The sequence below is a fragment of the Cellvibrio sp. BR genome (assembly GCF_000263355.1).
GTDB lineage: Bacteria > Pseudomonadota > Gammaproteobacteria > Pseudomonadales > Cellvibrionaceae > Cellvibrio.
Map to the genome: position 1 here is coordinate 798,795 of NZ_JH668201.1, position 11,021 is coordinate 809,815.

The following is an 11,021-nucleotide window of genomic DNA, read 5'->3' on the forward strand; positions in this document are numbered from 1 at the left end:
TCTCAAAACCCTCTGAACATAAAAGCAGTCAGCACAAAATCCAATGCCAACACCACTAACGCTGAAACCACCACTGTGCGTGTTGTCGCCCGCGAAACCCCTTCGGCAGTCGCCACCGCAGAATAACCTTCGTATACCGCGATCAAACTTACTGCCACCGCAAAAATCAGGCTTTTAATAATGCCATTGACAACATCCTGCCGAAAATCCACCGCGTTTTGCATTTGCGACCAAAAGGTTCCTGCATCCACACCCAGCAATCGCACCGCCACTAAATAGCCGCCAAAAATTCCGAGCGCGCAAAAAATTACATTGAGTAATGGCAGCGAAATAACGCCCGCCCAAAAGCGCGGTGCAATTACTCGCGCCAGTGGTTGAATCGCCATCATTTCCAGCGCATTTAATTGCTCAGTCGCTTTCATCAAACCGATTTCTGCTGTTACCGCAGAACCCGCGCGACTTGAAAATAGCAATGCCGATAATACCGGCCCCAATTCACGCACCAGTGCTAAGGCTACCACCATGCCCACACCATCACCGGAACCAAAACGCTCCAGTGTGTCGTACATTTGCAAGCCCAGCACCAACCCCACAAATAAACCGGACACCACAATAATTAACAGCGAGAGCACACCAATAAAATAAACTTCGCGCACCACCAACCAGGGGCGGCGCAAACACATTGCAGACATCAATAAAATAGAAATTAAAAACCGACAAATAGCGCCGAGCAATATCAACCGATCTGTCACCTGCCGCCCAATGAACTCAACGCCCTGCAAAATAGATTTCATCGCTCAGCTCCCAGTAAGTGGCTGGCATAATCCGGCGCAGGGTAATGAAATGGCACCGGCCCATCGGCTTTACCGTTGACGAATTGTGCGAGGAAAGGATGATCGGACATTTGAATATCAGCAGGAGTACCTTCGGCGATAACCGTACCGTCGGCGATCATATAAACGTAATCCACTATTTTGAGCGACTCTTTAATATCGTGAGTCACCACAATCGAGGTTGCACCCAGCGCATCATTAAAGCGGCGAATTAACTGCCCGATGACACCGAGTGAAATTGGGTCTAGCCCTGCAAAAGGTTCATCGTAAAGAATTAATTCCGGGTCCAGTGCAATGCAGCGCGCTAAAGCTACGCGCCGCGCCATACCGCCCGACAGTTCGGACGGCATTAAATGATGTGCGCCACGCAAACCCACCGCGTGTAATTTCATTAGCACCAGGTTGCGAATTAAATCCTCAGGCAGATCGGTATGCTCGCGCATTTGAAAGGCAACATTTTCAAACACGGTTTGATCGGTAAATAGCGCACCCATTTGAAACAACATGCCCATTTTGCGGCGCAACAAAAATAACTTTTGCGCATTTAATTCCTCCACCGATTGGTTATCCACCAACACTCGCCCGGAAGTTGGTTTCACCTGCCCGCCAATCAAGCGCAAAATAGTTGTTTTGCCGCAGCCACTCCCGCCCATAATGGCCACCACCTTGCCACGCGGAATGCGTAAACTGATGTTATGCAAGATCTTGCGCGAGCCATAGCCAAACGAGACCTGCTCCAATTCCACCATCGCCGATTGATCATTCATGCCAGTTATTTCATCCCTCTTGCAAAGGTCACACTGCGAAATATCAAATAAACCAAAACACTGTAGGCGCGTCTTTTTAAGATAAAAAGACACTAACCTAAGTGTTACCTTCGTAATGGAAATTACAAGTGAGGATTCTGATATGGATCAACTGGAAGGGAATTAAAATACGCACGCTGATAAGCAAGCAATCTATTACCTGGATCGGTACATAAGGGCGCCTCTTTCGACACCCAGATGCGCCTTATTTTAACCAGGGCGCGGAAAGCGGCGCGCCTACACCTTACCCACGCAACGCAGCCTCAATAGTGGCGATGTCGATTTTTTTCATTGTCATCATCGCATCAAAAGCACGTTTCGCCGCAGCAGGATCAGGATTCACAATGGCCTGCATCAAGGCAACGGGCGTAATCTGCCAGGACAACCCCCACTTATCCTTACACCATCCGCACTCACTCTCCGCGCCGCCATTATTGACAATTGCATGCCAATAACGATCAGTTTCTGCCTGATCAACTGTGGAGACTTGAAACGAAAATGCTTCACTGTGCGTAAAAGTATCACCACCATTAAGTCCAAGACAGGGAATCCCCATGACGGTAAACTCCACCGTCAACACATCACCCTGCTTCCCCGACGGATAATCACCTGGCGCACGAAATACAGAACCAACCGACGAGTTGGGAAATGTTTCCGCGTAAAATTGCGCCGCCGCCTCAGCATCATCAACATACCAAAGACAAATTCTATTTTTTGCGTGATTACTCATAACGATTCTCCTTTATGAAATTTTAGTACCCACCACCGCAACCCAATAGCAACGCTAATTTTTCTAGAGGCAGCACTTGCTGCCCCCAATTTACCAGATAAGAGAAAAACGCCAAATAAATCAAAAAATCAAAAAATCAAAAAATCAAAAAATCAAAAAATCAAAAAATCAAAAAAACGGTTAACTATTGAGTTGCGCGCCAAACATATTTAATTGAACCACTATGAACTTATAAACACTACTAAATTGCTTCAGAGGCTGCTACTTTGGGGCGCAGGTATTATCTGTATGCATCATCCATCAATCACGATAAGGAGTCGGTTATGAAAGCACCACGGTTTTATTCCGTATTTTACAAACCTCTTGTTTTTATTATTTTCGCTCTATGGGGTTCCAATGCGCTTGCTTATTTAGTGATTAATTATGATAGCAATGACCTCATGTGGCAGAGCGAGGAGTTGCGAATTGACGACGACGATTACGCCTCTTACGGGGACTTCTTTATAGACCAGACGATCAACTTCAAAATAAAGATTATCATTCCAGATATTGAATCTTCAAACCCAGAAACAGCGCCGTCTGTTTTCAATGATGTTATAAAAAGTATCAGCACATCTAATATTTTCACATCTCCACTGATAACTAAAAGCCGATTTGAGTTAATACCTGAAGGCCCCCTATTCTCTTACTGGAGCCTGACGTTTGACGTTATTGAAAGCGGACCTCTGACAAATGGAACTGCAAGCGGCGGCTCATTCTCCACGGGAGGTTTTATTAGTTGGAACCCGGATGGCTCCGGTGTTGGAAATGGCATCGCTAATTTTATGTATTATTGGGACAATTGGGTTTACAGACGACAACAGATGGAATGGATATTAAACACGGACGTTCACTTTGCAAATTATGAGAGTCAATTGACTATAGAAAAAGTATCCGTAGCGGAACCCATTCCACTTGGGTTATTACTAGCCGGAATGATCTTTATTTTTTTCGCGCGTCGTCCAATCAAACTTAAAATCTAAGCGCACAGTACCAACAAAAATCAGGCAGCTGCTGGAGATGCGATTAGTCGCTGGAATGTCAGGTAGAGTAAGCGGATCGATTGCTATAACAAAGTGTACCCAAATTTCCAAACCGTATGGACGCTGCTTGCTGCGCCCAATTTCCTTCCAAAACAACGATATTCAATTATGTGAAAAAATATTTTCAGTTAAATATTTTTAGGGAACGTCAATCAGGATATTTAATTTCCCGCACAAACCTGCACGCTCCAAACTGCCTGTGCGGCATTGAATCTTAACCATTTGTCGGAATCATCAACTTGCATTTTCTAAGCTGCCTGTACAGCAGTGTATCGTTTTGGGTATCAACTTTTTGCATGTTGGAATTTCTAAGCTGCCTGTGCGGCAGTGAATGATTTTTGCATACCGCGCACCGCTTTCGCTTTTTTCTAAGCTGCCTGTGCGGCAGTGAATCCGAGCTAGAAGCGCAATGGCTGCGCGACCAATTTCTAAGCTGCCTGTGCGGCAGTGAATTCGTCCATTGCGAATGCTGTGGTTTTTTGTGCTTTCTAAGCTGCCTGTGCGGCAGTGAATAATAACATTCAGTCTGCAATGTCTACCGGTAATTTCTAAGCTGCCTGTGCGGCAGTGAATAGGCGCTGACAGGCGATAGCAACTGGACGTTGTTTCTAAGCTGCCTGTGCGGCAGTGAATTACCCATAGCAAGCGCTAACCCTGCTATTTGATTTCTAAGCTGCCTGTGCGGCAGTGAATTATTGACCCATGTGCCAACCTCTCCAGCCTGTTTTCTAAGCTGCCTGTGCGGCAGTGAATGTGGATTTTTAGATAAATTCGCTTTACAGCAATTTCTAAGCTGCCTGTGCGGCAGTGAATAGCAGGAGGTAAAACCTTGTCACTATCGTACTTTTCTAAGCTGCCTGTGCGGCAGTGAATACGGACACCCAGGAGCTGAACGACGTCCTTTTTTTCTAAGCTGCCTGTGCGGCAGTGAATCGCACTGGTAAAGACCACGGCCAGCACCGTTATTTCTAAGCTGCCTGTGCGGCAGTGAATACGCGCAAGCGGTGTGTGATGTGCTTGGCCGTTTTCTAAGCTGCCTGTGCGGCAGTGAATATGATAACGAACTGATCGGGTGCATATTGCGCTTTCTAAGCTGCCTGTGCGGCAGTGAATGACTTATTGACACAAATTGAACTTGAGTCATCTTTCTAAGCTGCCTGTGCGGCAGTGAATCACACCGTAACCGCGCAAGACCGCTTCGGCCTTTTCTAAGCTGCCTGTGCGGCAGTGAATACCATTTTCAAAAATGTAACGGGTATCTACCTTTTCTAAGCTGCCTGTGCGGCAGTGAATAGCAATATTTCCAAACCGGTGGGGGCTGATCATTTCTAAGCTGCCTGTGCGGCAGTGAATTGATATCGCGACAGTTTAAAGCGGTGACTGTGTTTCTAAGCTGCCTGTGCGGCAGTGAATGAAGACATAGAAGTAAATGGATACAGATTAGATTTCTAAGCTGCCTGTGCGGCAGTGAATGATTGGCAAACTGCCCTGTTTGCCGGAGGTCTTTTCTAAGCTGCCTGTGCGGCAGTGAATTGGTGTTGCTGCACCAAGCTCCGCCTTTTTTGTTTCTAAGCTGCCTGTGCGGCAGTGAATAATTTTGTGCGTGGCCTTCGCGGTACTGAATGTTTCTAAGCTGCCTGTGCGGCAGTGAATTTTAGATTCAATCGCCTCAATGATCCGCTCTTTTTCTAAGCTGCCTGTGCGGCAGTGAATGAAATAAAAAAGCCCCAACGCTTTCGCACCGGTTTCTAAGCTGCCTGTGCGGCAGTGAATCGATATCAAGCCTTTTAGAGTTTAGGATTGATTTTCTAAGCTGCCTGTGCGGCAGTGAATAACCGCAGGCGATGAAATCACCGTTCTTGAATTTTCTAAGCTGCCTGTGCGGCAGTGAATATGTCCGCCTCGGTCAATGCGCGCAGCTCAATTTTCTAAGCTGCCTGTGCGGCAGTGAATTCGCGCATTCCGCGTTAAGCATTATTCAGAATTTTCTAAGCTGCCTGTGCGGCAGTGAATTTACTTTGCTCCGATAAATTATGAATAGTAATTTTCTAAGCTGCCTGTGCGGCAGTGAATATGTCGGCCTCGGTCAATGCGCGCAGCTCAATTTTCTAAGCTGCCTGTGCGGCAGTGAATGCAGGAAAACTTGCCTTTGTTTGATTGATAGCTTTCTAAGCTGCCTGTGCGGCAGTGAATCGCGCTTGGTGATCTGCTCGGTCTTTTCGTCCTTTCTAAGCTGCCTGTGCGGCAGTGAATCTAAATCTATCCAGACTAACGAACGCCCAATATTTCTAAGCTGCCTGTGCGGCAGTGAATATGCCAGAGTCTAACGGAAAGCGAAACTGGCATTTCTAAGCTGCCTGTGCGGCAGTGAATGTTATCTCTTGCGACGATATAATCGCCTTCAATTTCTAAGCTGCCTGTGCGGCAGTGAATTAAAGTATTGGAGCTTCCGCCTAGCACTGAGCTTTCTAAGCTGCCTGTGCGGCAGTGAATAGTTTTTGACGTAATCGAAACTGGTACTGGTGTTTCTAAGCTGCCTGTGCGGCAGTGAATTTGATTTGGGTGAAAGTTTTCACGTCGAGACCTTTCTAAGCTGCCTGTGCGGCAGTGAATCTTCCATTCAATCTCTCCAATCTTTCGTTATCTTTCTAAGCTGCCTGTGCGGCAGTGAATCAGCCCCGACAATTTCACCCACACAATTGACCGTTTCTAAGCTGCCTGTGCGGCAGTGAATTTGCCAGCATTGCACGATCCATTCTTTCGGATTTTCTAAGCTGCCTGTGCGGCAGTGAATGACCGCTACATTGAAGATTGGGAATACGAAAATTTCTAAGCTGCCTGTGCGGCAGTGAATGCGAAGTGCGCGCATTTTTAATTAAGTATTACTTTCTAAGCTGCCTGTGCGGCAGTGAATGGCAGCATGAAAGTAAACGTAATCCAGGCGAATTTCTAAGCTGCCTGTGCGGCAGTGAATGCCTTTGCGCTTCTCTATCTCGCTTATTGCTTTTTCTAAGCTGCCTGTGCGGCAGTGAATATTTTCTTGGCTTATTGATTATCTTGCTACTGTTTCTAAGCTGCCTGTGCGGCAGTGAATGCGCTGCGCACTGTTTCGCTTATACTCGCCACTTTCTAAGCTGCCTGTGCGGCAGTGAATACTAAACGCCAGTGAACAGTACGTGGGTTCCTTTTCTAAGCTGCCTGTGCGGCAGTGAATTAGTCAGTGATACCAGGGCACCGGTTGGTCTTTTTCTAAGCTGCCTGTGCGGCAGTGAATTCACCTCAAAACGCTGGGCGTAGAAGGTGTTGTTTCTAAGCTGCCTGTGCGGCAGTGAATTAGACCTTTGCTGCATAAGTGGCAGGGCTGGTTTTCTAAGCTGCCTGTGCGGCAGTGAATTTTACCGTTGTTAAGTGCGTGCTCCTTTGCTTTTTCTAAGCTGCCTGTGCGGCAGTGAATATCAGCATCTGACACAACATCCGGCAGGGTTTTTTCTAAGCTGCCTGTGCGGCAGTGAATTCTTACCACCATTTTCAGCCGTCAATTCTTTGTTTCTAAGCTGCCTGTGCGGCAGTGAATAGGAACCCGAGTTCATGACAACATAATCAACGTTTCTAAGCTGCCTGTGCGGCAGTGAATCCATAGATCCGATTGAAGCCCAAACGCATCACTTTCTAAGCTGCCTGTGCGGCAGTGAATAGCGAGTTGGAGGTGGTTGCCGGAGAGTTACATTTCTAAGCTGCCTGTGCGGCAGTGAATATCCAGCTTCTCGGATTGCGTTGACTCACTCATTTCTAAGCTGCCTGTGCGGCAGTGAATAAAATGGGTGTTGTCACAGCGTAACCTCCAACTTTCTAAGCTGCCTGTGCGGCAGTGAATTGTCAGCTCCAAATGCAGCTACGATTTCTCGCTTTCTAAGCTGCCTGTGCGGCAGTGAATCCATTTCAGGCGTCACCGGAACTATTGCCAACTTTCTAAGCTGCCTGTGCGGCAGTGAATCCTGCTTAACCTCAACCACCTTAGCTACCTCGTTTCTAAGCTGCCTGTGCGGCAGTGAATGTGAAATCCAACTCATCATAAGTGAAGGAAAATTTCTACGCTGCCTGTGCGGCAGTGAATGAGAAAATGTACCCCGGCGAAACGTCTGTCAATTTCTAAGCTGCCTGTGCGGCAGTGAATTTCCACAGCAAAACCGGCGCCGCCATACCTATTTCTAAGCTGCCTGTGCGGCAGTGAATCGCCATTAGGTCGGCTGCTCTTGGCGTCTTCATTTCTAAGCTGCCTGTGCGGCAGTGAATCTGCCACATGCAATATGACCGGATCAAACGCATTTCTAAGCTGCCTGTGCGGCAGTGAATAACACTTACATAAACCCAACTTGCCTGAACATTTTCTAAGCTGCCTGTGCGGCAGTGAATGGTAAACAGAATCAATGCTACGCGCACCCATATTTCTAAGCTGCCTGTGCGGCAGTGAATCATATGGCTATTTTTTGGCTTTGATAGCAAAATTTCTAAGCTGCCTGTGCGGCAGTGAATCGAAGCAATCTCACGCTGCGAAACTTTGAAATTTTCTAAGCTGCCTGTGCGGCAGTGAATACGATGGTTATGTAGTGAGGGTATTTGTCCGTTTTCTAAGCTGCCTGTGCGGCAGTGAATGCATCCCTGCTAACGCGGTTCGCTCAGTGGATTTTCTAAGCTGCCTGTGCGGCAGTGAATTCATCATCTTCACCGGGTAGGCCCTTGTCATTTTTCTAAGCTGCCTGTGCGGCAGTGAATTTGGCGATGGCTATTCGCAGTCTGCTGCCGATTTTCTAAGCTGCCTGTGCGGCAGTGAATAGTAGTCTAACTACAAAAAAGACTTATGCAACAAAGAGTTATGCGTGATAACCCATTTTTACCATTATATTTTAGGGGTTTTCTAACTATCTGATTTTTAAACGATTTTTTAAAGGGTGATTTTTAATGGTCTGGAGGTTGGTAATTACTGGGTTGTTTTAAGGGAATTTGGAGAGACGTATTTTAATAACACCTTCATTTGCGATATGGCCAGCGCATTCAACTTGGCCAAGCGCTCCGATTGAAGGACGCCCTCTGCAATGTAGTAAGCATTCATTGATTCCAAATTTGCCAAACACACTAATTGATGGATATTCGCATAATCCCGCATATTTCCTTTCACAGCCGGGTTCTGATCTCGCCACTGTTTAGCAGTAATGCCGAACAAGGCCATATTCAATAAATCTGCTTCGGATGCGTAAACCGCATTAATTTGCTGTTTAGTTAGCGTATCGGGAATTAGATTCTCTTTAATGGCATCGGTATGAATTTGATAATTTACTTTGGCAAGATTACGACGAATGTCCCAACCCAGCTGAACAAACTCCTGCTCTTTCAACCGCTGGAATTCTTTGATCAGATACAACTTGAACTCAACCGAAATCCAACTTGCAAATTCAAACACTATATCCTTTTGAGCGTAGGTACCGCCATAACGACCGGCCTTCGAAATTATTCCAATCGCATTAGTGGATTCGATCCACTGTTTAGGGGTGAGGGTGAAACTATTAAGGCCTGCCAATTTTTTAAACCCGTCGAATTCCACGGGTTTAAAATCAGGGTTGTTGAGTTGCTCCCATATACCTAGAAAATCCACCGTGTTGCGGTTCCTCAACCAATTACGGATCAAATCATCTGTGTTAGTGGAGCTTTTATATCGAGCGATATCTGTAATGCAAATGTACTCAATGCCGTTGACTTGCGACGTGCCTATTTCCTGATCTAATACCTGTATTAATCCCTTGATTATTGGCTTGCGAAGCCAACCACTGTATATAAAAACAGTTTCTGCATCAAGAAAAAAAACAGCCAGTAGGTTACAACTTGTAACCTACTGGCTGAATCATTCTTACAGGGGATAACTAAAACCAGGGGATGGTGGCGGTATTACTCAAACCATAGCAATTAAAGCTACCTTCCTGCGGTTGTGACACTATTTTCTGATCGATAAACAATTTAAAACGATGATTAGCATCTGTCGCTGGTGCTGTCGATAAACTTTCTAACTCGACAAAAGGTAATGATGAAAACTCGCCATCGAAACCGGCAAAGTGCGCTAGCGCTTGCTCAAAAGTTTCGCCTTTGCGCTTGGCACGCCTGCGCGCCAAGCGCTCGGGATTATTCACACATTGCTTGCGATTGAAAACGGCATATAGCATTTTCTCAGGCACACCACGAATGCTGCTGATATGACAGTAATCACTCAAACGCTCCAGCCATTTTTGAGCATTAAACTGCACGAGCTGCGCCTCAGATGGAGCAAACACACGAACTTTCCGTCCAAGGCGGGGCTGCTTGGCACTGTATTCGGGAAAGGAAAAACCAACACTCCCACCCTGCCCTGCAGTCAGTTCCACCAAAGCCAAATGTAATTGCTGATAAATTTTGCTCCATAGAAAATAATGGCCGATATCGTCGGTAGGGAGCAAGGTAATCTCTACATAATGCTGCATGCATTACTCCTTATCGCTAGCTCCAAATACACCGCCACGAATTAACGTAGCCATTACGTAGTGCTCATCTTCAACACGCGCTAATTTTTCACCTAATGCAAAGGAGTCAAAAAAGGTGTAAAAATCTTGTTTGTCTTTGGGCGTGCGGAAGGCTTTACCTAAATTAGTCACAGCGCCATAGGGTTCTACTGCAATTGGCCCTGCTGATTGTTCTGGATTAGAAAAATCGGCATACCAGGTATCTATAGTGCGTAAAGCATTGCCGATCTTTTGCGTGTGCATTGCGGCTATACCGTTATTGCTGTAAAGAATCTTGCTCTTCTTCTCTTTACTATTGCTTTTATCCAAGACTAATTCTTCGCTTGGGTAAACTTCTTGTGCCTTACCCACTTTTGCAAAGCAAGTAACCTCTAGCATTAAAAATTGATCTTCACTGACTAACACTTCTGCAATGCGCTTTGCCAAGCTATTAATTTTTTCATCTTGAACGCTAAAATCGCGTAGCGGTACTTTAGTAGCATCAAACTCCCAGCTCTGCTGGGCGTTTTCATTTAATGCTTTGACTTGCACAATAATATGCTCAGCTCCTAAACGGTTACGCCATAAAAAGCGCGCATTTGCTATATTGGTTGCATAGCGCTTTGCTAATTCAGCAAAACCATGTTCCTCAATATAGCCCGCAACAGCAGCTCTGTAGCTTTGCTTAAACTCTGAACTATTACAGGCAGAAGGCTTTTGTACGCCACCCAAAATCTTTAAAGTAAACTGCAATTTGAGCGTATCTTGTTCAGGTAACAAAGAGCAGGTATCCACACGCTGCAAATTGGGTTTTTCAACTTCAGCATTAAGTTTTAAGGGATCATTTTGAACAGCAGGTTTTAAACGGTTTGAGATAGTCCCTCTCACAGATTTTTCCGTCAATGTCAAAGCAGTGAATTCATTACGCTTATCCCAAGTTGTACCGAACATATAACCATCTGAAGGCACTAATTTTTTCTCGAAAGAAAGTACAGAAGCAATTGAATTTTTGTTTTTAGCCATGATCTTTTCCTTTTTTTGATTAA

General features: G+C 45.8%; 7 protein-coding genes and 1 CRISPR repeat array. Of the genes, 1 reads left to right on the plus strand and 6 read right to left on the minus strand.

Translation table 11 applies throughout. The features are described from left to right. Positions 1-2 precede the first annotated feature (2 nt). From mlaE to O59_RS08665, 3 genes are all read right to left on the minus strand, one after another. Positions 3-794: a lipid asymmetry maintenance ABC transporter permease subunit MlaE gene (mlaE, locus tag O59_RS08655; RefSeq protein ID WP_007641646.1), complete on the minus strand. Its 792-nt coding sequence runs from the start codon at positions 792-794 to the stop codon at positions 3-5. After that, the gene (locus O59_RS08660; RefSeq protein WP_007641648.1) at positions 791-1,600 is read right to left on the minus strand and encodes an ABC transporter ATP-binding protein; all 810 of its coding nucleotides are present in this window, start codon (positions 1,598-1,600) and stop codon (positions 791-793) included. The genes mlaE and O59_RS08660 overlap by 4 nt, the downstream gene beginning before the upstream one ends. Before the next feature lie 283 nt (positions 1,601-1,883). Beyond that, complete coding sequence (locus tag O59_RS08665; RefSeq protein WP_007641660.1) at positions 1,884-2,369, minus strand: VOC family protein; 486 nt, start codon at positions 2,367-2,369, stop codon at positions 1,884-1,886. Positions 2,370-2,692: 323 nt separating this feature from the next. Between O59_RS08665 and O59_RS08670 the strand changes: the two genes are divergently transcribed. Beyond that, positions 2,693-3,391, plus strand: a complete 699-nt coding sequence (locus O59_RS08670) for a hypothetical protein (protein WP_007641662.1) — start codon at positions 2,693-2,695, stop codon at positions 3,389-3,391. Between the two features lie 245 nt (positions 3,392-3,636). Beyond that, a CRISPR array of direct repeats spans positions 3,637-8,284; the repeat unit is 28 nt; unit sequence TTTCTAAGCTGCCTGTGCGGCAGTGAAT. Positions 8,285-8,429: 145 nt separating this feature from the next. Here O59_RS08670 and O59_RS08675 read toward each other — a convergent pair. The 3 genes from O59_RS08675 to csy3 all read right to left on the minus strand — a co-directional run bounded on the left by O59_RS08675 (position 8,430) and on the right by csy3 (position 10,998). Further along, complete coding sequence (locus tag O59_RS08675; RefSeq protein WP_369728432.1) at positions 8,430-9,281, minus strand: KilA-N domain-containing protein; 852 nt, start codon at positions 9,279-9,281, stop codon at positions 8,430-8,432. 85 nt (positions 9,282-9,366) lie between these two features. Further along, the gene (gene cas6f / locus O59_RS08680; RefSeq protein ID WP_007641668.1) at positions 9,367-9,957 is read right to left on the minus strand and encodes a type I-F CRISPR-associated endoribonuclease Cas6/Csy4; all 591 of its coding nucleotides are present in this window, start codon (positions 9,955-9,957) and stop codon (positions 9,367-9,369) included. A gap of 3 nt (positions 9,958-9,960) precedes the next feature. Beyond that, positions 9,961-10,998: a type I-F CRISPR-associated protein Csy3 gene (gene csy3, locus O59_RS08685; protein WP_007641670.1), complete on the minus strand. Its 1,038-nt coding sequence runs from the start codon at positions 10,996-10,998 to the stop codon at positions 9,961-9,963. Positions 10,999-11,021 lie beyond the last annotated feature (23 nt).

Bases quoted from the DNA above. Each gene is read 5' to 3' on its own strand.
- mlaE (WP_007641646.1), bottom strand. From the start codon at position 794: ATGAAATCTATTTTGCAGGGCGTTGAGTTCATTGGGCGGCAGGTGACA.
- O59_RS08660 (WP_007641648.1), bottom strand. From the start codon at position 1,600: ATGAATGATCAATCGGCGATGGTGGAATTGGAGCAGGTCTCGTTTGGC.
- O59_RS08665 (WP_007641660.1), bottom strand. From the start codon at position 2,369: ATGAGTAATCACGCAAAAAATAGAATTTGTCTTTGGTATGTTGATGAT.
- O59_RS08670 (WP_007641662.1), top strand. From the start codon at position 2,693: ATGAAAGCACCACGGTTTTATTCCGTATTTTACAAACCTCTTGTTTTT.
- cas6f (WP_007641668.1), bottom strand. From the start codon at position 9,957: ATGCAGCATTATGTAGAGATTACCTTGCTCCCTACCGACGATATCGGC.
- csy3 (WP_007641670.1), bottom strand. From the start codon at position 10,998: ATGGCTAAAAACAAAAATTCAATTGCTTCTGTACTTTCTTTCGAGAAA.